Source organism: Pseudomonas sp. Irchel s3b6, assembly GCF_900187415.1.
Lineage (GTDB): Bacteria > Pseudomonadota > Gammaproteobacteria > Pseudomonadales > Pseudomonadaceae > Aquipseudomonas.
Genome location: NZ_FYDM01000007.1, coordinates 58,384 through 81,522, shown reverse-complemented (window position 1 = coordinate 81,522; position 23,139 = coordinate 58,384). Strand labels below are relative to the sequence as shown.

23 protein-coding genes are annotated in these 23,139 nt (G+C 61.6%); 7 read left to right on the top strand and 16 right to left on the bottom strand.

The features are described from left to right. Window positions 1-88: 88 nt before the first annotated feature. From leuS to CKW07_RS13830, 5 genes are all read left to right on the top strand, one after another. Window positions 89-2,695: a leucine--tRNA ligase gene (leuS, locus tag CKW07_RS13850; protein WP_095145408.1), complete on the top strand. Its 2,607-nt coding sequence runs from the start codon at window positions 89-91 to the stop codon at window positions 2,693-2,695. An 87-nt stretch (window positions 2,696-2,782) separates the two neighbouring features. After that, on the top strand, window positions 2,783-3,388 hold the full coding sequence (gene lptE, locus CKW07_RS13845) for an LPS assembly lipoprotein LptE (protein ID WP_095145407.1): 606 nt from the start codon (window positions 2,783-2,785) through the stop codon (window positions 3,386-3,388). 39 nt (window positions 3,389-3,427) lie between these two features. After that, window positions 3,428-4,465, top strand: coding sequence for a DNA polymerase III subunit delta (holA, locus tag CKW07_RS13840; RefSeq protein WP_095145406.1), 1,038 nt, complete (start codon window positions 3,428-3,430; stop codon window positions 4,463-4,465). A gap of 403 nt (window positions 4,466-4,868) precedes the next feature. Further along, window positions 4,869-5,024, top strand: a complete 156-nt coding sequence (gene arfA, locus CKW07_RS13835) for an alternative ribosome rescue factor ArfA (protein WP_095080609.1) — start codon at window positions 4,869-4,871, stop codon at window positions 5,022-5,024. A 70-nt stretch (window positions 5,025-5,094) separates the two neighbouring features. Next, the gene (locus tag CKW07_RS13830; RefSeq protein ID WP_095145405.1) at window positions 5,095-6,414 is read left to right on the top strand and encodes a lytic murein transglycosylase; all 1,320 of its coding nucleotides are present in this window, start codon (window positions 5,095-5,097) and stop codon (window positions 6,412-6,414) included. A 149-nt stretch (window positions 6,415-6,563) separates the two neighbouring features. Here the strand turns inward: CKW07_RS13830 and CKW07_RS13825 are convergent, their stop codons facing one another. The 13 genes from CKW07_RS13825 to CKW07_RS13765 form a co-directional block, all read right to left on the bottom strand. Beyond that, window positions 6,564-7,514: an LD-carboxypeptidase gene (locus CKW07_RS13825; protein ID WP_095145404.1), complete on the bottom strand. Its 951-nt coding sequence runs from the start codon at window positions 7,512-7,514 to the stop codon at window positions 6,564-6,566. 164 nt (window positions 7,515-7,678) lie between these two features. Then, complete coding sequence (gene lipA / locus CKW07_RS13820; protein ID WP_095145403.1) at window positions 7,679-8,701, bottom strand: lipoyl synthase; 1,023 nt, start codon at window positions 8,699-8,701, stop codon at window positions 7,679-7,681. 1 nt (window position 8,702) lies between these two features. Then, window positions 8,703-9,350 (bottom strand): lipoyl(octanoyl) transferase LipB, encoded by a 648-nt coding sequence (gene lipB / locus CKW07_RS13815; protein ID WP_095145402.1) that lies wholly within the window; start codon window positions 9,348-9,350, stop codon window positions 8,703-8,705. Next, the gene (locus tag CKW07_RS13810) at window positions 9,350-9,625 is read right to left on the bottom strand and encodes a DUF493 domain-containing protein (protein ID WP_095080600.1); all 276 of its coding nucleotides are present in this window, start codon (window positions 9,623-9,625) and stop codon (window positions 9,350-9,352) included. Before CKW07_RS13810 ends, lipB begins: the two co-directional genes overlap by 1 nt. Before the next feature lie 79 nt (window positions 9,626-9,704). Further along, on the bottom strand, window positions 9,705-10,862 hold the full coding sequence (locus CKW07_RS13805) for a D-alanyl-D-alanine carboxypeptidase family protein (RefSeq protein ID WP_095145401.1): 1,158 nt from the start codon (window positions 10,860-10,862) through the stop codon (window positions 9,705-9,707). 194 nt (window positions 10,863-11,056) lie between these two features. Beyond that, window positions 11,057-12,067: a septal ring lytic transglycosylase RlpA family protein gene (locus CKW07_RS13800; protein ID WP_095145400.1), complete on the bottom strand. Its 1,011-nt coding sequence runs from the start codon at window positions 12,065-12,067 to the stop codon at window positions 11,057-11,059. Continuing rightward, window positions 12,067-13,077 (bottom strand): lytic murein transglycosylase B, encoded by a 1,011-nt coding sequence (gene mltB, locus CKW07_RS13795; protein WP_095145399.1) that lies wholly within the window; start codon window positions 13,075-13,077, stop codon window positions 12,067-12,069. The genes CKW07_RS13800 and mltB overlap by 1 nt, the downstream gene beginning before the upstream one ends. Before the next feature lie 17 nt (window positions 13,078-13,094). After that, complete coding sequence (rodA, locus tag CKW07_RS13790) at window positions 13,095-14,198, bottom strand: rod shape-determining protein RodA (protein WP_176465323.1); 1,104 nt, start codon at window positions 14,196-14,198, stop codon at window positions 13,095-13,097. 31 nt (window positions 14,199-14,229) lie between these two features. Beyond that, window positions 14,230-16,125 carry a penicillin-binding protein 2 gene (gene mrdA / locus CKW07_RS13785; protein ID WP_095145397.1) on the bottom strand — a complete coding sequence of 632 codons (1,896 nt, stop codon included), beginning with the start codon at window positions 16,123-16,125 and terminating at the stop codon, window positions 14,230-14,232. Window positions 16,126-16,137: 12 nt separating this feature from the next. Beyond that, window positions 16,138-16,605, bottom strand: a complete 468-nt coding sequence (rlmH, locus tag CKW07_RS13780; RefSeq protein ID WP_003185785.1) for a 23S rRNA (pseudouridine(1915)-N(3))-methyltransferase RlmH — start codon at window positions 16,603-16,605, stop codon at window positions 16,138-16,140. Between the two features lie 9 nt (window positions 16,606-16,614). Next, window positions 16,615-17,109 (bottom strand): ribosome silencing factor, encoded by a 495-nt coding sequence (gene rsfS / locus CKW07_RS13775; RefSeq protein WP_095145396.1) that lies wholly within the window; start codon window positions 17,107-17,109, stop codon window positions 16,615-16,617. 73 nt (window positions 17,110-17,182) lie between these two features. Then, complete coding sequence (gene nadD, locus CKW07_RS13770) at window positions 17,183-17,905, bottom strand: nicotinate-nucleotide adenylyltransferase (RefSeq protein WP_371850655.1); 723 nt, start codon at window positions 17,903-17,905, stop codon at window positions 17,183-17,185. Continuing rightward, window positions 17,874-19,145 (bottom strand): glutamate-5-semialdehyde dehydrogenase, encoded by a 1,272-nt coding sequence (locus CKW07_RS13765; protein WP_095145395.1) that lies wholly within the window; start codon window positions 19,143-19,145, stop codon window positions 17,874-17,876. The genes nadD and CKW07_RS13765 overlap by 32 nt, the downstream gene beginning before the upstream one ends. Window positions 19,146-19,308: 163 nt before the next feature. Here CKW07_RS13765 and CKW07_RS13760 point away from each other — a divergent pair, with 163 nt between their 5' ends. Further along, window positions 19,309-19,992 (top strand): DNA-3-methyladenine glycosylase, encoded by a 684-nt coding sequence (locus tag CKW07_RS13760; protein WP_095145394.1) that lies wholly within the window; start codon window positions 19,309-19,311, stop codon window positions 19,990-19,992. Between the two features lie 41 nt (window positions 19,993-20,033). Further along, on the top strand, window positions 20,034-21,350 hold the full coding sequence (locus CKW07_RS13755; protein WP_095145393.1) for a bifunctional DedA family/phosphatase PAP2 family protein: 1,317 nt from the start codon (window positions 20,034-20,036) through the stop codon (window positions 21,348-21,350). Window positions 21,351-21,357: 7 nt separating this feature from the next. On the opposite strand, the gene CKW07_RS13750 is transcribed toward CKW07_RS13755, so the two are convergent. Genes CKW07_RS13750 through CKW07_RS13740 form a run of 3 tightly spaced genes read right to left on the bottom strand, consistent with a single transcriptional unit; the run spans window position 21,358 to window position 23,034 of the window. Continuing rightward, the gene (locus tag CKW07_RS13750) at window positions 21,358-21,948 is read right to left on the bottom strand and encodes an LON peptidase substrate-binding domain-containing protein (protein ID WP_095145392.1); all 591 of its coding nucleotides are present in this window, start codon (window positions 21,946-21,948) and stop codon (window positions 21,358-21,360) included. Between the two features lie 10 nt (window positions 21,949-21,958). Next, entirely contained in the window at window positions 21,959-22,669 is a 711-nt protein-coding gene (locus CKW07_RS13745; RefSeq protein WP_176465322.1) for an LrgB family protein, read from the bottom strand. A gap of 2 nt (window positions 22,670-22,671) precedes the next feature. Further along, window positions 22,672-23,034, bottom strand: a complete 363-nt coding sequence (locus CKW07_RS13740; protein ID WP_095145390.1) for a CidA/LrgA family protein — start codon at window positions 23,032-23,034, stop codon at window positions 22,672-22,674. Window positions 23,035-23,139 lie beyond the last annotated feature (105 nt).

The window sequence follows — 23,139 nt, the reverse complement described above, 5'->3', positions numbered from 1 at the left end:
GGCATCGAAAACGCCATATTTGGCGCAATCTACGTCCAGCGTTGCATTGAAGAGGATTAGGCCACCCCTATTCAGTTCAAAAGTAGCCATGCACGAACACTATCAGCCCCGCGAAATCGAAAATGCTGCCCAGTCATTCTGGGATGAGCAAAAGTCCTTTGAAGTCAGTGAACAGCCAGGCAAGGAAACTTACTATTGCCTGTCGATGTTCCCTTACCCCAGCGGCAAGCTACACATGGGGCACGTGCGCAACTACACCATTGGCGACGTGATCTCCCGCTACCAGCGCATGCAAGGCAAGAACGTTCTGCAACCCATGGGTTGGGACGCCTTCGGCATGCCGGCGGAAAACGCCGCGATGAAGAACAACGTAGCGCCCGCCAAGTGGACCTACGAGAACATTGCCTACATGAAATCCCAGCTGCGCAGCCTGGGCCTGGCGGTGGACTGGTCGCGTGAAGTGACCACCTGCAAGCCGGATTACTACCGTTGGGAACAATGGCTGTTCACCCGCCTGTTCGAAAAAGGTGTGATTTACAAAAAAAGCGGCACCGTGAACTGGGACCCGGTCGACCAGACCGTCCTGGCCAACGAGCAAGTGATCGACGGCCGCGGCTGGCGTTCCGGCGCGCTGATCGAAAAGCGCGAAATCCCAATGTACTACTTCAAGATCACCGCCTACGCGGATGAGCTGCTGGAGAGCCTCGACGAACTGACTGGCTGGCCTGAACAGGTCAAGACCATGCAGCGCAACTGGATCGGCAAATCCCGCGGCATGGAAGTGCAGTTCCCGTACAACGTCGAGTCGATCGGCGAAACCGGCGCACTGAAAGTCTTCACCACCCGTCCGGACACCCTGATGGGCGCGACCTACGTCGCCGTGGCCGCCGAGCACCACCTGGCCACCCTGGCAGCGCAGAACAACCCTGAGCTGCAAGCGTTCATCGCTGAATGCAAGGGCGGTAGCGTCGCCGAAGCCGACATGGCGACCCAGGAGAAAAAAGGCCTGCCGACGTCGCTGTTCGTCGAACACCCGCTGACCGGTGAAAAACTGCCGGTGTGGGTCGCCAACTACGTGCTGATGCACTACGGCGATGGCGCGGTCATGGCGGTGCCTGCTCACGACGAGCGCGATTTCGAGTTCGCCCACAAGTACAACCTGCCGGTCAAATCGGTAGTACGCACCAGCTCCGGTGACAGCAACCCGGCGCCATGGCAAGACGCCTACGGCGAGCACGGCACGCTGATCAATTCCGGCGACTTCGACGGCCTCGACTTCGCGGGTGCCTTCGACGCCATCGAAGTCGCGCTGATCAAGAAAGAACTGGGCGCCTCGCGTACCCAGTTCCGCCTGCGCGACTGGGGCATCAGCCGCCAGCGTTACTGGGGCTGCCCGATCCCGATCATCCACTGCAACACCTGCGGTGACGTGCCGGTACCGGAAGATCAACTGCCTGTCGTGCTGCCGGAAGACGTCGTACCCGACGGCGCCGGTTCGCCACTGGCGCGCATGCCCGAGTTCTACGAGTGCAGCTGCCCTAAATGTGGCCAGCCTGCCAAGCGTGAAACCGACACCATGGACACCTTCGTCGAGTCCTCGTGGTACTACGCCCGCTACGCCTCGCCGCACTTTGAAGGCGGCCTGGTGGAAAAATCGGCGGCCGACCACTGGCTACCGGTGGATCAGTACATCGGCGGTATCGAACACGCGATTCTTCACCTGCTCTACGCGCGCTTCTTCCACAAGCTGATGCGCGACGAAGGCCTCGTGAGCTCCAACGAGCCGTTCAAAAACCTGCTGACCCAGGGCATGGTGATCGCCGAGACTTACTATCGCCGCGAAGCCAATGGCGCTTACACCTGGTTCAACCCGGCAGACGTCGAGCTTGAGCGTGACAGCAAAGCCAAGGTTATCAGCGCCAAGCTGAAAGCTGACGGCTTGCCGGTGGAAATCGGCGGCACCGAGAAGATGGCCAAGTCGAAGAACAACGGCGTCGACCCACAGTCGATGATCGACCAGTTCGGCGCAGACACCTGCCGCCTGTTCATGATGTTCGCTTCGCCACCTGACATGAGCGCGGAATGGTCCGACTCCGGCGTAGAGGGTTCGCACCGTTTCCTCAAGCGCGTCTGGCGCCTGGCTCAAGCCCACGTCACTCAGGGCCTGCCGGGGAAACTGGACGACGCCAGCCTGAACGACGAGCAGAAAGCCGTTCGTCGCTCGATCCACCTGGCCATCAAGCAGGCCAGCCAGGACGTCGGCCAGAACCACAAGTTCAACACCGCCATCGCCCAGGTGATGACGCTGATGAACGTACTGGAAAAAGCCGCGCAAGGCACCGACCAGGATCGCGCACTGATTCACGAAGGTCTGGAAACCGTGACTCTGCTGCTGGCTCCGATCACGCCGCACATCAGCCATGAGCTGTGGCATCGCCTGGGTCACGCCAATCCAGTGATCGACGCCGGCTGGCCGGTGCTGGACGAGACCGCCCTGGTCCAGGACAGCCTGCAACTGGTCATCCAGGTCAACGGCAAGCTGCGTGGCCAGATCGAGATGCCGGCCAGCGCGACGCGCGAAGAAGTCGAAGCTGCCGCACGGGCCAACGAGAACGTGCTGCGCTTTGTCGACGGCCTGACGATTCGTAAAGTGATCGTGGTGCCCGGGAAACTGGTCAACATCGTCGCCAGCTAATTGGATCAGGCGCCAGGTTCGCCTGGCGCCGTATAAAACCTTTCGGGCCGCGCTGTCGGCCCTCACGGTTTCAAGGGGAGCAACAAGATGATCAAGCGCAACCTGCTGGTGATGGGCCTCGCGGTCCTGTTGAGCGCCTGCGGTTTCCAGCTGCGTGGCACCGGCACCACCGAACTGGCGATCAAGGAACTCGACCTGAGCGCCCGTAACGCCTATGGCGATACCGTGGTGATGATGCGTCAAGTATTGCAAAGCAGTGGCGTCCACGTGGCTGCCGGCGCACCTTACAAACTGGTGTTCACCAATGAACAGACATCCCAGCGCGTCCTGAGCTATTCCGGTGCCGGCCGTGCCGCAGAGAACGAACTGACCACCGTGCTGGACTACCAAATCGTTGGCCAGAACAACCTGTCGCTGATCAGCGACAAGCTGCAAGTGCAGAAAGTCGTCATGCACGATGGCAGCAACATCACCGGTTCCGTTCAGGAAGCCGATGAAGCCCAGAAGGAAATGCGCCGCGATCTGGTGCAACGCATGATGTTGCGCCTGCAGCAACTGAGCCCTGCTCAACTGGATCAGCTGCAACAATCCGCCGATGCACGTGCCAAGGCAGAAGCCCAGGCGCTGGAAGCGGCCCAGAAAGCCGAGGCGAACACCCCGCGTCAGTCGCCTCTGCAAGTACCTGCCGAGTAAGTCTTACGGGGCGCTGTTGCGCCCCGTTTGCCCCGCCTTATGAAACTCGCCCCCGCCCAACTCGGCAAACACCTGCAAGGTGCCCTCGCTCCGGTGTACATCATCAGCGGCGATGACCCGCTGTTGTGCCAGGAAGCCGCCGACGCCATCCGCTCTGCTGCCCGCCAGCAAGGTTTTGACGAGCGCCAGGTATTCAGCGCCGACGCCAGTTTCGACTGGGGCACCCTGCTGCAAGCAGGTGCCAGCATGTCCCTGTTCGCCGAAAAGCGCCTGCTGGAACTGCGCCTGCCGTCCGGCAAGCCGGGTGACAAGGGCGCAGCGGCACTGATGGAATACTGCTCGCGACCGGCAGAAGATACGCTGCTGCTGATCAGCCTGCCCAAGCTTGACGGCAGCGCGCAGAAAACCAAATGGGGCAAGGCGCTGGTCGAAGGTGCGCAGACCCAGTTCGTGCAAATCTGGCCGGTCGATGCCAGCCAGCTGCCGCAGTGGATTCGCCAGCGCCTGTCCCAGGCCGGGCTGTCCGCCAGCCAGGATGCCGTTGAACTGATCGCTGCCAGGGTGGAAGGCAACCTGTTGGCCGCCGCCCAGGAAATCGAAAAGCTCAAGTTAATGGCCGAAGGTGGCCAGATCACGGTAGAAACCGTGCAGGCGGCCGTGGCCGACAGTGCGCGTTTCGATGTATTCGGGCTCACCGATGCGATCCTCAACGGTGAAGCCGCCCATGCACTGCGCATGCTTGAAGGCTTGCGCGGCGAAGGCGTGGAGCCGCCGGTCATCCTCTGGGCCCTGGCCCGGGAACTGCGCCTGCTGGCCAACCTGTCGCTGCAATACAGCCAGGGCGTACCGCTGGACAAAGCGTTCAGCCAGGCCCGACCGCCGGTCTGGGACAAGCGCAAGCCGCTGATGAGCAAGGCCCTGCAACGCTACTCGGCACCGCGCTGGGCGCAACTGCTGCTCGAAGCGCAACGCATCGACGCACAGATCAAGGGCCAGGCCGCCGGCTCGCCGTGGATGAGCCTCAGCCGTCTGTCGCTGTTGATGGCCGGCCAGCGCCTGAGCTTGCCCGCCGAGTAACGCTTCTGTGGCGAGGGCGCTTGCTCCCGCTGGGTTGCGAAGCGACCCCAGATCCGACAACTTTATTTCCTCTGACGGACCGCATTCAACGTCTCTGCGGCGGCTTCGCAGCCGAACGCGGGCAACGAACGCCGACCTGAGTAGGAGTAGCCGGTCGACGCTCGAGTGCTCGCGATGGACGTTAACGATAACGCGTGCTTTCTGATTAAACGCGTTGCTCTTGAGTTCATCGCGAGCACGCTCGCTCCTACACATTCGACCTCATCTCCTTGACTGACCGGCATTAGGGCGAGTCCGCTCGCCACAGGGACCGCGCTCAACCCCTGAACGCGGGGACTGGACAGAAGCGCCTCTTCGGCCGATGATTTGCCCCGCAAAAACCCAACCAGCGAGAGTATCGCCCATGAGCAGAAACAAGCGGCCCAACAAGGCCAAGTCCATCGTCGCCCAGCCACTGTTCCGCAGCCGTCAGGAACAACCGGCCAAGGGCAAAGGCAGCTACCGCCGCGAAGCCTTCCAGTCTAAAAGCTGGGAGGCTTCTTGCTTTCTGGCCGCTTGAAAGGTGAGGCCCCTCCAGCCCTCCGGTCATGATAAGGTCGACACCTGATTCGTTTTCTCTGGACCTGTGCATGCCCTTTTGTATTTCCCGTCGTTGGCACCTGCGCCAACTGATTGCGGCTTCCAGCCTTGTTCTGCTTGTTGCCTGCGCGGAAAAACCGACCGCCGCCGACGCCCAACCGCTTCAGACTGCCCCGGTTACAACCGCCCCGGCCGTCATTGCGCCCGTCGTACCGACAGAAAACCTCGAGATCCAACCCAGCCAGACGTTTGAGCAATGGCAGGCCGCGTTCCGCAAGGACGCCCTCGCCGCCGGTATCAACCCGTCCCTGTTCGACCGCGCCTTTGCCGGCGTCACGCCGGACATGAGCGTTATCCGTGCCGACCGCAGCCAGCCTGAGTTCGCTCGCCCGGTGTGGGAATACCTCGACGGCGCTCTATCCGCACTGCGCGTGCGTAAAGGCCAGGCACTGCTCAGCCAGTATGCCGACACCCTGAGCGCCATCGAACAGCGCTATGGCGTCGACCGCCAGGTCCTGGTGGCCGTCTGGGGAATGGAAAGCAACTTCGGCAGCTTCCAGGGCGACAAGTCGGTGATTCGCTCGCTGGCGACCCTGGCCTACGAAGGCCGGCGTCCGGGATTTGCCCACGCGCAATTGCTGGCGGCACTGCAGATTCTGCAACAGGGTGATATCGCCCCCGAGAAGATGCTCGGCTCCTGGGCCGGCGCCATGGGCCAGACCCAGTTCATCCCGACCACCTACAACACGCACGCCGTGGACTTCGATGGCGATGGTCGTCGCGACATCTGGAACAGCCCGGCCGACGCGCTGGCCTCGACCGCTCATTACTTGCAAAGCTCCGGCTGGCAGAAAGGCCAGCCATGGGGCTTTGAAGTCACAGTGCCGAGCACCTTCAATTACGCGCTGGCCGACGGCGCCATCCGCAAAAGTGTCGCCGAATGGACCCAACTGGGCGTCAAGCTGCCCAATGGCGCCAGCGTACCCGCAGGCTCCGAGCAGCTGTCCGCCGCCCTGCTGCTGCCCGCCGGCTATCGCGGCCCGGCCTTCCTGATCCTCGACAACTTCCGTGCGGTGCTCAAGTACAACAATTCGTCGTCCTACGCACTGGCGGTGAACCTGTTGTCGGAACGCTTCAGCGACGCTGGCCGGATCAACGGCGAATGGCCCAAGGATGATCTGCCGTTGAGTCGCACCGAGCGCATTGAGTTGCAGACCCTGCTCAGCGCCAACCAGTATGACGCCGGCAACCCCGACGGCATCATCGGCGCCAACACCCGCAAAGCCATTCGCGCAGCCCAGCAGTCATTTGGCTGGCCGGCGGACGGCTATCCGACGCGCAAGCTGCTGGATAGTTTGCGTAACCGCTAATCGCGTACGAGCCGGCTTTGATCGTTCCCACGCTCGGCGTGGGAATGCCTCAATGGACGCTCAGCGTCCGCTCTGGATGTGACGCAGAGCGTCACGGGCTGTGTTCCCACGCAGAGCGTGAGAACAATCAGGTAGCAGGCGATGCCGCCTTAAGGTCTTATCACCACATCCTGCTCCAGCACCAACGTCTTGCTCCCCGCATCCAGCGTTACCAACGCTCCCATCGGCAAGGTCAGGTTCGGGTCGCAGTGCCCGCTGCGCCAGCCGGCCAGCACCGGAATACCGAACGGCGCGAAGGTCTGCTTGAGTAACTGCGCCAGCGCCTCGCTGTCCACGCCGGCCACATCCCCCGCCAACACTCCGCGCAACCGATTTAATTTTCCGGCCAGTCGCAAGTGGGTCAGCAGTCGGTCGATGCGATACAGCGGCTCGTTGATGTCCTCGATGAACAGAATGATCCCGTCGGCATCGATTTCGAACGGCGTCCCCAGGGTGGCGGCGATCATCGACAGATTCCCGCCCTGCAAACGCCCGTGAGCGATGCCAGGCTCGATAGTCGTCAACGGGTAGGCCACCGGGTGCGCCAACAGACTGCCGGCTTTCAGTTGCCCTCTGAGCAGGCTGAACAACGATGCCTCGGTCGGTTGCTGCTTGTCCCCCAACAGGTCCGCGTTGAGCATCGGCCCGTGAAACGTGACAAACCCCGAGTAGCGGCTGATCGCCAGGTGCAATGCCGTTATGTCGCTATAGCCGACGAACGGCTTGGCATGGCGCCGCAGCAGCTCATAGTCGATACGGTCAAGCAAGCGAGGGCTGCCGTATCCCCCACGCAGACAGAGGATGGCGTCGATGGCCGGATCGGTAAATGCGTCATGCAGGTCCTTCAGGCGGACCTCATCGCTGCCGGCCAGGTAACCATCCTTTTCCAGGACACCGGGGAAGATCCGCAGCGAGTAGCCCCGCATCCGCATCCACTGCAGCGCCTTCTCGGCCTCCAGTGCCGCCGGACCCGCCGGTGCAATGACGCCAATGCGCCCTTCAGCCGGCAATGCCGGGACGGGGGTGTGTTCGCTAATGATGAGGGTGGAGCGAGTGGTCATCCGTGATTCTCCCTGCGTGACGGCTTGCACACACAGTAGTCAGGAACGGGGACAAACAGAAGAGGTTCAACCACCCCGCAGGTTGCGGGAACAGGCTGGTGTGGCAGCGGGCAGCACAACAAAGAACGCCCGCAAGACTTTTCAGGTCTTGCGGGCGTACCGGATCAGGACGACATCAGCTCGGCCTTGACCAGCTTCGCCTGCTCGTCGGCGTGGTACGAAGAGCGTACCAGCGGGCCGGACGCGACGTTCTTGAAGCCCATCTTGTACCCTTCCTCGGCGAACCAGGCGAAGGTGTCAGGGTGCACGAAACGCTGCACCGGCAAGTGGCTGCGGGACGGTTGCAGGTACTGGCCCAGGGTCAGCATGTCGATGTCGTGCTCGCGCATGCGCTTCATGACTTCGATGACTTCCTCGTCGGTCTCGCCCAGGCCCAGCATCAGCCCGGATTTGGTCGGGATGTGCGGCATCATCTGCTTGAAGCGTTGCAGCAGGGTCAGCGACCACTGATAGTCCGAACCCGGACGCGCCGCCTTGTACAGGCGTGGCACGGTTTCCAGGTTGTGGTTGAACACATCCGGCGGCTCGGCGGCGGTAATTTCCAGCGCGATGTCCATGCGGCCGCGGTAATCCGGCACCAGGGTCTCGAGCTGCACGTTCGGCGACAGCTTGCGGATTTCGCGGATGCAGTCGGCGAAGTGCTGGGCGCCGCCGTCACGCAGGTCGTCGCGGTCCACCGAGGTGATCACCACGTACTTCAGGCGCAGGTCAGCAATGGCGATGGCCAGGCTTTCCGGTTCGTTGACGTCCAGTGGCTTCGGACGGCCGTGGCCGACGTCGCAGAACGGGCAACGGCGGGTGCAGATGTCACCCATGATCATGAAGGTTGCGGTACCACCGGAGAAGCACTCGCCCAGGTTCGGGCAGGACGCTTCTTCGCAGACGCTGTGCAGCTTGTGTTTGCGCAGCAAGGCCTTGATCCGGTCGACTTCCGGGGACACCGGGATGCGCACGCGAATCCAGTCAGGCTTTTTCGGCAGTTCCGTGGTCGGAATGATCTTCACCGGGATACGTGCAACCTTCTCGGCGCCGCGCAGCTTGACGCCGGCTTCAACCTTGGCACGCGGGGCCGGACGCTCGGTGACATCGAGCGTCGGGATCATGGTTTGCACTGCATCAGTAGTCATATCAGTCGATTCCGCCCGTTAGGGTCGTCTGCTCAGCATAGTCGAGGTGTTTGACGAGCTGCGCGCGCAGCCGGGCACTTACCTCGGCAAATTCAATCGGCCCTGCATGGTCACGCAGCTGGGTCATTGCCAGCCCAGCGTAGCCACAGGGGTTAATCCGTCGGAACGGCTCAAGGTCCATATCCACGTTCAGGGCCAGGCCATGAAAGGAGCAACCGTGGCGGATCCGCAGTCCCAGAGAAGCGATTTTCGCACCGTTGACGTAGACGCCCGGCGCATCGGCCTTGGCCACGGCGGTGACGCCGTAGCTGGCCAGCAGTTCGATCAGGCACTGCTCCATCCGGCTGACCAGGTCACGCACACCGAACCCCAGCTTGCGTACATCCAGCAGCAAATAAGCCACCAGTTGGCCCGGACCGTGGTAGGTCACCTGGCCACCCCGGTCGACCTGCACCACCGGAATATTGCCGGGCAGCAACAGGTGTTCAGCCTTGCCGGCCTGCCCCTGGGTGAACACCGGCGGGTGCTCGACCAGCCAGATTTCATCGGCCCGCTCGCTGCCACGCTCATTGGTAAAACGTTGCATGGCATGCCAGACCGGCTCGTAAGCCAGCTGGCCGAGCTCGCGAAAGCCCAGCGGTTCGGACATCACAGCACCATGTGCACGAAACCGGTCGCGCGCAACTCGCTGTTGATGTCGTAGAGCTGTTCCTGGCCGGTCGCGATAATGTGCAACTGGATGGTGGTGTACTTGCCATTGGTACTCTGGCGCTCGGCCAGGGTCTTGTGGTCTACGGTGGCGTGCTTCTCCAGGATCGCGATGATCTTGTCCTTGAAGCCCACACCGGTATCGCCGATCACCTTAATCGGGTAATCCTCGCAAGGGAATTCGATCTTTGGCGCCTTTACTTCGGTATCTGTCATGGCGTAACGGCCTCGTAAGCCGTGGCAACGGACATGGCCCCGCTCCGGATGGGAGCGGGGCCATGCAGGTCCACACTAATCAGTTGAACAAGCCGTAGAAGAATAGACGGATGCTATCCCACATGCGGCGGAAGATACCACCTTCGTCGACCCCGTCCAGCGCGATCAGGTCAGCGCTGTGCACCACCTTGTCGTCCAGTTTGACTTCGACTTTACCAATCACGTCGCCTTTGGCGATCGGCGCGATCAGTTGTGGATTCATGGTCATGCTGGCAGCGAGCTTTTTCAGCTGGCCTTTTGGCAGGGTCATGGTCAGGTCTTGTGCCAGGCCGGCCTTGACCTGGTTGGTGGTGCCCTTCCAGACAGGAGCCTGAGCCAGCTCGGCGCCTTTCTGGTAGAAGGTCTGGGTTTCGAAGAAGCGGAAACCGTAGGTCAGCAGCTTCTGGGTTTCGGCCGCACGAGCGGTTTCACTGTTGGTACCGAACACCACGGCGATCAGGCGCATGCCATCACGTACCGCCGAGGACACCATGCAGTAGCCCGCTTCGTCGGTGTGACCGGTTTTCAGACCGTCGACGGTCTTGTCACGCCACAGCAGCAGGTTGCGGTTCGGTTGCTTGATACCGTTCCAGAAGAACTCTTTCTGCGAGTAGATCGCGTAGTGAGCCGGATCTTCGTGAATGATCGCGCGAGCCAGTGTAGCCATGTCGTGAGCCGACGAGTAGTGCTCAGGGTTTGGCAGGCCGGTCGGATTCATGAAGTGGCTGTTGGTCATACCCAGGTCGCCAACGGTTTTGTTCATCATGTCGGCGAAGGCGTCTTCGCTGCCGGCGATGTGCTCGGCGAGCGCAACACTGGCGTCGTTGCCCGACTGGATGATGATGCCGTGCAGCAGGTCGCTGACAGTGACCTGGGAGCCGACCTTGATGAACATCCGCGAACCGCCGGTACGCCAGGCGTTTTCGCTGACGGTCACCGGATCGTTTTCACCGATCTGGCCACGACGGATTTCCAGCGTCGCGATGTACGCGGTCATCAGCTTGGTCAGGCTGGCGGGCGGCAGACGCTGGTCACCGTTGTTCTCGACAAGCACGTTGCCGCTGCTGGCGTCCATCAGCACATAGGCTTTGGCGGCCAATTGCGGTGGCGACGGCATCATCTCGACCGCGAAGGCGGCCGGTGAGAGGAGCAGCGGGACTAGCAGGAACAGGCGTTTGGCAAAGGTGGTGATGTTCATCCGTCTCTCGAAATCGCTAATGGAAACTTGCCCTTGCGGGCAAAACTAATCTGACAACCTTCACCGCACAAGGCCTGAGGATTGTCGCGTGTTCAGTTGTTCACTCTGCGACCCTTGCCGGGTTCTTGTTCTACAACGAGCCAACAACCAGGTTCACCCCTCACACCGCAAGTGAACCTTGAATCAAGCATTGCTTACTCGGCCGTCACCAGGCTCGGCGAACCGAGATTGGCCAGGCGCACACTGTTTTGCACTTGGGCAACTTCACCCTGGGAGGCGATTGGCCCCAGGCGAACCCGATGCAGCGTCTGTTGATTACGCACGATGGAGCTGATGAACACCGGAGCGCTCACCATCGAGCTCAACTTCGATCTCAGGAGCTCTGCAGCGTCCGGGTTGGCGAACGCGCCCACCTGCAGATACTGGCCAGAGGCTGCTAGCGAAGCGTTTTTCTTTGTTTCAAGCTGCACCGGTATCACGGCGGCCGCGTGTTGCTGCGGCGGCGGCGTCCATTGTTCAACCTTGCCGGCGGAAGCGGTGATGACCGGGGCGCTATTCTGCGCGATTTGTGGCTCCTTGAGCATCAGCGGCGCCGGCTGGCCCTTGGCCGCCCACCACTCCTGAGGATCGATGCCCTCGACCTTGACCCGCGCCGTGCCGGTTTCGGCATAACCGAGCTTCTTCGCCGCCGCATAGGACAAGTCGATGATGCGATCGGAGTAGAACGGCCCGCGATCGTTGACCCGCAGGATCACCGTACGATGGTTGTCCAGGTTGGTGACGCGTACATAGGCGGGCAGCGGCAGCGTCTTGTGGGCCGCACTCATGCCGTACAGGTCATACACCTCGCCGTTGGCCGTGTTCTGGCCATGGAACTTGGTGCCGTACCAGGACGCCGTGCCCGTGGCGACATAGCGCTTGGACTCGGGCATCGGGTAGTACGTCTTGCCCAGTACCGTGTAAGGGTTGGCCTTGTAGGCGCCGGTGTGCAGGGTCGGTGTCGCGTCGGGAATGCGTGAAACGTCCACATCCCACCACGGCGCGCCGTCTTTGTGGGCGCGGTTGATGTCCAGGCCCGGCGCGGGGCGTGCCGCGGCCGGAGCCTTGGGTTGCGGCGCGCGACTCGTCGAACAACTGGCCACGAGCATCGACAACGCAGCAAAAGCCACCAGCTTCAAGGGTGTGCGGATTGGCGATGCCAGCATTACTTGACGCCCCGTGCTTGGACCAACTGCTCAGACAACTGATGTACGGCCATGGCGTACATCACGCTGCGGTTATAACGCGTGATCGCGTAGAAATTCTTCAAGCCCATCCAGTATTCCGGGCCATTGTCGCCTTCCAGACGAAACGCGGTGACCGGCATATCGTCGCGCAGCGCATCATGACTCGACCAGCCCAGGGCTCGCAACTCCCCGACGGTTTTCACCGGCTCAATGCCAACGGTCAAACCTTCGTCAACCTGATCGCCACGCACTTCGGCGCGGCTGACCACCGGCTGCCCGGCTTCCCAGCCGTGGCGTTTGAAGTAGCTGGCAACGCTGCCGATGGCGTCGTCGGCGTTGGTCCAGATATTAATGTGGCCATCGCCGTCGAAATCCACCGCATAGGCGCGGAAACTGCTCGGCATGAATTGTGGCAGCCCCATGGCGCCGGCGTACGACCCCTTGAGCGTCAGCGGGTCGACCTGCTCTTCCCGGGCCAGCAGCAGGAATTCACGCAACTCCTTGCGGAAGAACTCGGCACGTGGAGGGTAGTCGAAACCCAGGGTCGACAAGGCGTCGATCACCCGATAGTTGCCGGTATTACGACCAAAAAAGGTCTCGACACCGATGATCGAGACGATCACCTGGGCCGGCACACCGTATTCCTGCTCGGCACGGGCCAGAACGGCCTCATGCTGACGCCAGAAGTCCACGCCGCGGGCAATTCGCGCATCCGTGAGGAACATCGGGCGATATTCTTTCCATTGCTTGACCCGCTCGGCGGGCCGTGAGATCGCGTCGAGAATCGACTGCTTGCGCTGCGCCTCACGGAACACGCCCATCAACTGCTCTCCGGCGAAGCCGTAGTCGCGGGTCATTTCACCGACAAATTCGGCCACCTGGGGCGAGCCTTCATATTCGCCGGCCAGCGCCTGCGGCGCCGTGCCAAGGATGCTTACCAGGCCGACCCAGGGTGCGTATCGAGTCGCCCAGCCACGCATTACTTGCATTGAAATCTTCACCTTATTCAAACTTGCGCGATCCACTTACGATGGGTATGGATCGACATCAAAACCCCAAACGCTGACAGCAGCGTTACCAGCGAAGTTCCGCCGTAGCTAATGAACGGCAACGGCACCCCCACCACTGGCAACAGGCCACTGACCATACCGATGTTGACGAAAACGTAAACAAAAAACGTCATCGTCAGCGCACCGGCCAGCAATTTGCCAAACAATGTCTGCGCCTGGGCGGTAATCACCAGCCCACGGCCAATCAACAACAGATAAACCAGCAACAAGGCACAGATGCCCACCAGGCCGAACTCCTCGCCCATTACCGCGATGATGAAGTCGGTGTGGCTTTCCGGCAGGAAGTCCAGGTGCGACTGGGTGCCCAGCAGCCAGCCTTTGCCGAATACGCCACCGGAACCGATGGCGGCCTTGGACTGAATGATGTTCCAGCCGGTGCCCAGCGGATCGCTTTCCGGGTCGAGGAAGGTCAACACGCGCTGCTTCTGGTAGTCGTGCATGACGAAGAACCACATGGCAATCGCCACGGGTACCGCCGCGGCCAGCACACTGACAATCCAGCGCCAGCGCAGCCCGCCCATGAACAGCACAAAAGCACCGCCGGCAAGGATCAGGAGCGAGGTCCCGAGGTCCGGCTGACGCACGATCAGGATGAACGGCACGCCGATCAGCAGCAGACTGATACCAACGTGCTTGAGTTGCGGCGGCAAGCTGCGCTTGGCCAGGTACCAGGCAATGGTCGCCGGCATGATGATTTTCATGAATTCCGAGGGCTGGAAGCGAATCACCCCGGGAATGTTGATCCAGCGCGTTGCCCCCATGGCGTTGTGGCCCATGATGTCCACCACCAGCAGCAACACAACGCCGACCACATAGCCCAGTGGCACCCAGCGTGCCATGAACCGCGGCTCGAACTGGGCGATCACGATCATCGACACCAGGCCAATGCCGAAGGACGTGGCTTGCTTGGCCAGCAGGTCCCAGCTCTTGCCGCTGGCCGAATACAGCACGAACAGGCTGCCGGCGGCGAGGATCAACAGCAGGATCAGCAACGGGCCGTCGATATGCAGGCGTTGCAGCAGTGTCGCGCGACGACGCATCACATCTTCACTGGAGAGGATGCGATCAAAATTACTCTTCACGGGCCGTAGCCTCCGCGCTGATAGGGCTGGCGAACTCAGGTTTGAGCCGGCCGTCCTGGTCCAGGAGCCAGGCGTCCATGACCTGTCGCACCACCGGTGCCGCGACGCCAGAGCCGGACTCACCGTTCTCGACCATCACCGACACCACAATTTTCGGGTTGTCGGCCGGGGCAAAGCCGACGAACAAGGCGTGGTCACGGTGGCGTTCCTGGACCTTGGAGCGGTCGTACTTCTCGCCTTGCTTGATCGCCACCACCTGGGCGGTACCCGACTTGCCTGCGATCCGGTACTGCGAACCGATGGCCGCTTTACGCGCCGTACCACGGGCGCCGTGCATCACTTGCTGCATACCGTGATTGACCCGGGTCCAGTCCGCTGGATCGCGCAGGATGATGTCCGGGATCGGGTTTTCATCCACCGGCTTCTCGCCCTCGATGGTCTTGGCCAGGTGCGGACGGATCCATTTGCCCTTGCTCGCCACCAGTGCCGTGGCTTGCGCCAGTTGCAACGGAGTCGACTGCATGTAGCCCTGGCCGATCCCCAGAATCAGGGTTTCGCCCGGGAACCAGGCCTGGCGACGGGTGGCGCGCTTCCACTCGCGGGACGGCATCAGGCCTGGCGACTCTTCGAACATGTCCAGTGAGACCTTCTGGCCAATACCGAACTTGTTCATGTACGCCGACAACCGATCAATCCCCAGCTTGTGGGCCAGGTCATAGAAATAGGTGTCATTGGACCGCATGATCGCCGTGTCCAGATCCACATAGCCATCACCCGAACGGTTCCAGTTGCGGTACTTGTGATCGTAATTGGGCAGCTGGTAGTAGCCCGGGTCGTAAACCCGGGACGAGGCGCTCACCACGCCGGCGTCCAGCCCGGCAATCGCCACGGCCGGCTTGATGGTCGAACCCGGTGGGTACAAGCCGCGCAGCACGCGGTTGAACAACGGCCGGTCGATGGAATCACGCAGCTCGGCGTAGGCCTTGAAACTGATGCCGGTCACGAACAGGTTCGGGTCGAAACTGGGCTGACTGACCATCGCCAGCACTTCGCCGGTGTTCGGATCCAGTGCCACCACCGCGCCACGACGCCCGCCCAGTGCCGCCTCGGCGGCTTCCTGCAGCTTGATGTCCAGGCTCAGGATGATGTCCTTGCCGGGAATCGGATCGGTACGCTTGAGCACCCGCAACACACGGCCACGGGCGTTGGTCTCGACCTCTTCGTAGCCGACCTGCCCGTGCAGTTGAGGCTCGTAGAAGCGCTCGATACCGGTTTTGCCGATGTGATGGGTACCGCTGTAGTTCACCGGGTCGAGGGTCTTGAGTTCTTTTTCGTTGATCCGCCCCATGTACCCGACCGAGTGCGCGAAATGCGCCCCCTGCGGGTAGTGACGCACCAACTGCGCAACCACTTCAACGCCTGGCAAGCGGAACTGATTGACCGCAATGCGGGCAATCTGCTCTTCCGTCAGTTCGAACAGGATCGGCACCGGTTCGAAAGGCCGGCGCCCCTGGCGCATGCGCTTTTCGAAAATCGCCCGGTCTTCGGGTGTCAGCTGCAGCACTTCGACGATTACATCGAGTACTTGCTGCCAATCGCCGGAGCGTTCGCGCGTCATGCTCAGGCTGAAGCTGGGCCGGTTATCGGCAATCACCACGCCATTACGGTCGAAGATCAAGCCGCGGGTCGGCGGAATCGGCTGAACGTGGACACGGTTGTTTTCCGACAGGGTCGAGTGGTACTCGTATTGAATCACCTGCAAGTAATACAACCGCGCGATCAGCACGCAGATCAGCACCACGACCGCAATGGCGCCGAACACGACGCGACTACGCACCAGACGGGCGTCTTTTTCGTGGTCCTTGATGCGGATCGGCTGAGACATGAGCGCGTAGAACTACTTGTGGTAAGGGTGGCCGGACAAGACTGTCCAGGCACGATACAGCTGTTCACCGATCAGGATCCGCACCAGCGGGTGCGGCAAGGTCAGTGGCGACAACGACCAGCGCTGATCCGCCCGCGCGCACACTTCCGGCGCCAGCCCCTCGGGGCCGCCGACCATGAAGTTGACCGTGCGTGAGTCCAGCCGCCAGCGATCGAGTTCCACGGCCAACTGCTCCGTGCTCCACGGCTTGCCATGGACTTCGAGGGTGACGATGCGCTCGTTGGGGCCGACCTTGGCCAGCATGGCTTCGCCTTCCTGGCGAATGAAACGCGCCACGTCAGCATTCTTGCCACGGGTATTGAGCGGTATTTCCACCAGTTCAAGCGCCAGCTCGGAAGGAAGACGCTTGGCATACTCATGCCAGCCTTCTTCCACCCACTTGGGCATGCGTGAACCGACGGCGATCAGTCGCAGTCGCACAGCGAGCCCTTATTGCTGGTCTTTGTTGAGCTTGGTGAAGTGCTCGTGGCCGACTTCAGGGCTGTGGTGCTTGCCATCGGCGGCACGGCTCTGCTCGGCACCTTCCCACAGACGCTCCAGGTCGTAGAACTGGCGGGCATTGGAGGTCATCATGTGCACGATGACATCATCCATGTCCAGCAGCACCCAGTCGCTGTCGCCCTTGCCTTCTTCACCCAGCGGCTTGACGCCCTGGGCTTTGACCGCTTCGCGGACTTTGTCCAGCATCGCGCCGATCTGACGGTTGGAAGTACCTGTCGCGATGATCATGTAGTCAGTGATGCTCTGCTTTTCACGAACGTCGATCACCAGGATGTCCTGGGCCTTGACGTCTTCCAGGGCCGCCACGGAGACCTTGACCAGCGCTTCGCCGGCAAGCGCCGGGCCGGTGGCAGCCTCTACTGGCAGCGGGGCGCTCTTGAACGTGCCTTTGCGCTTTACTTTAGTTACGTCTTTGTCAGTCATATAAAACTCGTTTTGCTCGTATGTTCGGGCGCTTCAATACACGTTGTTGCCACGTGCCTTGAAGCACTCCTATTCAGTTCGACGCACGGTAAAGCCCGTGCGCATCGATGTAGGCCAGGACCGCGTCGGGCACCAGGAAACGTACCGACTTACCGCTGGCCAGCAGTTGACGGATCTGGGTGGCGGATACCGCGAGCGGTGTCTGCCAGACGAATGCAATCTGTCCACTCGGCCCATCAAGGGCCAGCGGGTCGCTCACCGAGCGCGCTGCCAGCAGGTTGCGCAAGGCATCCGGCGGTTCGCTGTCGGCATCCGGGCGTTGCAGCACCAGGATGTGGCAATGCTGGAGCAACTCTTCCCAGCGGTGCCAAGTGGGCAGGCCGCAAAATGCGTCCCAGCCCAAAAGCAGAAACAACTGGTCGTCAGCGGCGAGTTCCGCGCGCATCAGCTCCAGGGTGTCGATAGTGTAGGACGGTTTGTCGCGCTTGAGCTCGCGGTCGTCCACCTTCAACGGTGCAACCCCAACTACCGCGCATTCGACCATCGCCAGACGGTCAAGCGCCGATACCTGCGGCGTATCCCGATGTGGCGGCCTGGCGCTGGGCGTCAGGCGCACCTCATCGAGCGTCAATGACTCGGCCACTTCCAGCGCACCGCGCAAATGGCCAACGTGCACCGGATCGAAGGTCCCGCCCAAGACACCAATGCGCCGAGGCCGAGGTTCGAGGGCAGTCGCAGCGGCGCTTTTGCCGAGGTCGCCCAAGTCAGACCGACTCCTGACCGCGCAACTGGCCATCACCGACCACAATGTACTTCTCGCAGGTCAGACCTTCGAGCCCCACCGGGCCGCGGGCGTGCAGCTTATCAGTAGAAATGCCAATCTCGGCACCCAATCCGTATTCGAATCCATCGGCAAAGCAGGTTGGCGTGTTGATCATCACCGACGCCGAATCGACTTCGGCCACGAAACGCCGGGCCTCGCCCTGGTGTTCGCTGACGATCGAGTCGGTGTGGTGCGAGCCGTAATGGTTGATGTGTTCAATCGCCTGGTCCAGGCCATCGACCACCAGGATCGACAAAATCGGCGCCAGGTATTCGGTGTTCCAGTCTTCCTCGGTCGCCGCCACGGCGTCGATGATGCCGCGGGTACGCTCGCAGCCACGCAGTTCAACGCCTTTTTCGCGGAACTGGGCAGCCATGGCCGGCAGGAAGTCCTTGGCGACCGCCTGGTCGACCAGCAGGGTTTCCATGGCGCCGCAGATGCCGTAGCGGTACGTCTTGGCATTGAACGCAATGCGCTGGGCCTTCGCCAGCTCGGCGTGAGCACTGACGTAGACATGGCAGATGCCGTCCAGGTGCTTGATCACCGGCACGCGGGCATCGCGGCTGACGCGTTCGATCAGGCCCTTGCCGCCGCGCGGCACGATCACGTCGACGTACTCGGGCATGGTGATCAGCGCGCCAACGGCGGCGCGGTCGGTGGTTTCGACCACTTGCACCACGGCCGCCGGCAAGCCGGCCTCGGCCAGGCCGCGCTGAATGCAGGCGGCAATGGCACGGTTGGAGTGAATCGCCTCGGAACCACCGCGCAGGATGGTCGCGTTACCCGACTTCAGGCACAGGCTCGCGGCATCGATGGTCACGTTCGGCCGCGACTCATAGATGATTCCCACCACACCCAGGGGCACGCGCATCTTGCCGACCTGGATACCTGACGGCCGATAACTCATGTCGCGGATCGAGCCTACCGGGTCGGGCAACGCCGCCACCTGACGCAAACCGACGATCATGCCATCGATGCGTGCCGGGGTCAGGGCCAGACGTTCGAGCATGGCCGGCTCAAGCCCATTGGCCCGGCCAGCGGCCAGGTCAAGTTCATTGGCGGCGGTCAACTCGTCGCGAGCGGCATCCAGCGCGCTGGCAGCCGCCAGCAGGGCACGGTTTTTCTGCCCGGTACTGGCACGGCCGATCACGCGGGAAGCGTCGCGGGCAGCGCGACCCAATCGGGTCATGTAGTCAAGAACGGACTCAGTCATGGTCTGGTGTGGTCTTGGCAAAGAGGAAACGGAAGATTATAGCTGCCGCGCTCTCCTACTAACAGCGGTGACGGGCGGATGGTCAAAATAGACAGCATTCAGCCTCGATTAAGGCCGTCGTTGTTATCATAACGTCATATTTGGTCTCTATAACGCTGCCCCCATGCCCAAGCCGAGCACTCCGAAGCTGCCAAAAGCCCTGCCCGACAGCTTTTTCAACCGCGACGCCCAACTGCTGGCCTGTGAGCTGCTGGGCAAAGTGATCCGTCATCGGGTCGGCGATCTGTGGCTTTCGGCGCGCATTATCGAGACCGAAGCCTATTACTGTGATGAAAAAGGCAGCCACGCCTCCCTCGGCTACACAGAAAAGCGTAAGGCTTTGTTTCTGGATGGAGGTCACATCTATATGTACTACGCCCGGGGCGGTGACTCATTGAACTTCAGCGCGCACGGGCCGGGCAATGCGGTACTGATCAAGTCGGCCTACCCTTGGGTCGATGACGTATCCGGGCCGGCAAGCCTGGCCCAGATGCTACTCAACAACCCCGATACCAATGGCCGGCCACGCGCATCGCAAAAGCTCTGCGCCGGCCAGACGCTGCTGTGCAAGGCACTGGGGTTGAAGGTACCGAACTGGGATGCCAAGCGCTTCGACCATGAAGTGCTGTTTGTCGAAGACATCGGCAGGCCGCCCAATCGTGTTATTCAGACCACACGCCTGGGCATCCCCCATGGCCGTGACGAACACCTGATGTATCGCTTCGTCGACAGTGCCTATGCCCCCTACTGCACGCGGAACCCTCTGCGCCGGGGCCAGGTCGAAGGCCGCGACTATTTGCTGATCTGAACCACCGCCCTGCGGACAACGAAAAATAATGGAGTGTCTCTATGGGCCCTTGGCTCGATAGCCTGACCGTCTGGTTGACGGCAAACCCGCAATGGCTGGCGGCTGCGGTATTCATCGTCGCCTGTGTCGAGTGCCTGGCGATTGCCGGCCTGATCGTACCCGGCACCGTGCTGCTGTTTGCCGTGGCGGTACTGGCCGGCAGTGGCGCCCTGTCATTGGGCGAAACCCTGCTGCTGGGTTTTCTCGGCGGCATGCTGGGTGACGTGGTGTCGTACTTCCTGGGGCGGCACTTCCACCAGAACATCCGACGCCTGCCCGGGCTACGCCACCACCCCGAATGGATCGGCAGCGCCGAAGCCTATTTCCAGCGCTACGGGATCGCCAGCCTGCTGGTCGGGCGTTTTATCGGGCCATTACGGCCGATGCTGCCCATGGTAGCCGGAATGTTCGACATGCCCTTCCCGCGCTTTTTTGCGGTGAGCCTGCTCGCTGGCGCGGGCTGGGCAGTGGCTTACCTGCTGCCGGGTTGGGCCACCGGAGCCGCCATTCGCCTGCCATTGCCCGAAGGATTCTGGCCACAGGCCGGGCTGGTGGTCGGCAGCATTGCGGTATTGATCGGCCTGAGCATCAACAGCAGCTTGCGCAGCCATCGCCGGGCCACCCTGCTGATTTCCGGCCTTAGCCTGGTGATACTGGGCGGACTGTTTATCGGCTACTCGCACCTCACGGCCTTCGACCAGGGCTTGATGACACTGGTCCAGGAACATCGCAGCCCTTTGCTGGATGAACTGGCGGTGATGTTCACCCAGCTCGGTGAGTTCAAGCACATGCTGGTGATCAGCGCAGCGCTGACGATCCTGCTGTTGGTCACTCGACAATGGCGACACATGATCTTCGCCGGTGCCACCCTGCTGATCACCGCGCTGGCCAACACTGGCACCAAGCACCTGTTCGCCCGCGTGCGCCCGGAAGTGCTGAGCGACCCGCTGACCAGCTACAGCATGCCCAGCGGCCACGCCTCCGGCTCGTTTGCGCTGTTCCTGACCCTGGCCGTGTTGGCCGGTCGCGGCCAACCGCAGCGGATGCGCCTGACCTGGCTACTGCTCGGCTGCTTGCCAGCCCTGACGATTGCCTTGTCGCGCGTTTATCTGGGGGCGCACTGGCCGACCGATGTGCTGGCTGGCGCCATGCTAGCGGCCTGTGTCTGCGCCGCCAGCCTGTGGTTGAGTCAACGCCAGGCACCACTGGAGGCGATGCCGGCAAAAGCCTGGTGGCTGGTATTGCCAACGATGGTGGCATTGTTCGGATTCTTCGCGTTGTGGCATTTACCCCATGCGATAGAGCGGTATGCCTACTGACAAAACATCAGACAAACAACTCTCCCTGCAACTTGTCCAGCAATGCCTGAATCGCATCCAGGCGTTGCTGCGGGTCGTCGAGTTGCAGCAAGTCAATCTTGTCCAGCTCCGAGAACGGCAGCAGATAGGCCAACTGATTGGCCAGCGATTGCCGGCCTGAGACCTCGCCGCCCATATTCAGGGCCTCGACCATCGGGTGTTCAGCCAATGCCTTGAGCAAGGCAATCAAATCGGCATCGTCATCCTGCAACGATTGTTCCGGCGCTTCTTCCAGCCACTCGACGTCTGCGACGATCAACTGATCCTGACGGATGTCGGCCCCCAGCACATGAAAGCGTCGCCCGCCCTGCACACGAATCCCCAGCAAACCGTTGTCCTGCTGGGTGAAATCGGTGATCCGTGCCTCGCATCCGAAAACCGCACAGCCGCTGGCGGCAGCACCGACTTCCTCGCCCTCCAGGATGCACACCACGCCAAAGCCTTCGCCCTGTTTCATGCAGCGGCCAATCATGTCCAGGTAGCGCGCCTCGAAAATCTGCAAATCGAGGGTGCAACCAGGGAACAGCACCGTGTTCAGAGGGAAAAGCGCCAGACTCATAAAGATTTCCTTAAACCACCATCGACACCGCCAACGGCAGGAGCACTGCCGTGGCCACGCCCATCAGGCTCATCGCCAACGCGGCAAATGCACCGCACTCTTCACTTTCCTGCAAGGCCACCGAAGTGCCTACCGCATGGGCGGTCATGCCCAACGCCATGCCACGCGCCTCGGGTCCATGGACACCCAGCCGGGTCAGCAGGGCCGGACCGAAAATCGCCCCAATCACCCCGGTAATCAATACGAACACCGCGGCCAACGCCGCCACACCCCCAATCTGCTCGGCCACCAGCATCGCGATCGGCGAGGTCACCGACTTCGGCGCCATGGTCATCAGGATCATGTGCTCGGCGCCAAACCACCAGCCCAGTAACACCCCCATGCCGGTGGCGACCACGCCACCTATCACCAGCGTAGTAAACACTGGCCAGAACAGTTGGCGAATCCGCCGCAGATTGAGATAGAGCGGTACCGCCAGCGCGACGGTCGCCGGTCCCAGCAGGATGCTGAGGATTTCCGTACTTTTACGGTACTCGGCGTAGGTCAACCCACAGGCGAGCAGCACGCCGATCACCAGCAGCATCGAGACCAGCACCGGCTGCAGAAAGATCCGGCGGGTTTTCTCGAATGCCGCCAGCACCAGTTGATAGGCCCCCAGGGTAATCCCGATGCCGAACAACGGATGATGAATGACCGCCGCCAATGCACCTTGCCAATCCACCATCATGGCCTGTCCTCCCGTTGCGCCTGACGCTTGACCATGCGTTGCATCAACACACCGGCAAAGGCCATGGACAACAGCAGCGACAGGACCAGCGCGCCGACGATGGCCCAGAAATCGGCGGCGATATCGGCGGCATACACCATCACACCCACTGCCGGTGGCACCAGCAGCAATGGCAGATAACGCAGCAGACTGCCCGCCGCCAGACTCAACGGCTCGCCCACTTCACCGCGAATGATCAAGAACACCAGCAACAGCAGCAGACCGACGATCGGCCCCGGCAACACCGGCACAAACAGATGGTTGATGGCGGTACCGAGCAACTGAAACAGCACCAGCCAGGTCAGGCCGCGAAGCAACATTCGACATCTCCAGCAAAACTTGTCCCCCCACAAGCGGGCCGGACATTATAAGCATGGCATCTGCTATGCATGGGTATTCGCCAAAGGTATGGAAGCTTGACCGGA